Source organism: Schinkia azotoformans LMG 9581, from assembly GCF_000307855.1.
Lineage (GTDB): Bacteria > Bacillota > Bacilli > Bacillales > Bacillaceae_J > Schinkia > Schinkia azotoformans.
This window is the reverse complement of sequence record NZ_AJLR01000104.1, coordinates 1-530: the sequence shown is the minus strand read 5'-3', so window position 1 is coordinate 530 and position 530 is coordinate 1. Positions and strand designations below refer to the sequence as shown.

Annotated in this window: 1 protein-coding gene; it reads left to right on the top strand. The window is 40.8% G+C overall.

Annotated features, from left to right (window positions below; genetic code table 11):
• Positions 1-530 (top strand): putative PEP-binding protein (locus tag BAZO_RS11410; RefSeq protein ID WP_003331673.1); only part of this gene is annotated, 530 nt, incomplete at both ends.

The window sequence follows — 530 nt, the reverse complement described above, 5'->3', positions numbered from 1 at the left end:
GAGAATTGGTAAAAAATAAAAGAAATGGGGTTGCGCTCGTAACTGAGTTCCGTGCAGCTAAGAAGATTTATGACGAAGAAAAAGCCAAATTGATTGCTGATGGTGTTCCAGTTGCAGATGGTATCGAAGTAGGTATCATGATTGAAATTCCAGCAGCAGCAATGCTTGCAGATCAATTTGCTAAGGAAGTTGATTTCTTCTCAATTGGTACAAACGACCTCATCCAATATACAATGGCTGCGGACCGTATGAATGAACAAGTTTCTTACCTTTACCAACCTTACAATCCATCAATCCTTCGTTTGATTAACAATGTAATCAAAGCAGCTCATGCTGAAGGTAAATGGGCTGGTATGTGTGGTGAAATGGCCGGCGACCAAACTGCTGTACCATTGCTTATGGGTATGGGGCTTGACGAATTCTCTATGTCAGCAACATCAGTACTCCAAACTCGTTCACTTATGAAACGTTTGGATTCTAAGAAAATGGAAGAATTGTCTAGCAAAGCTTTGAGCGAATGTGCAACAATG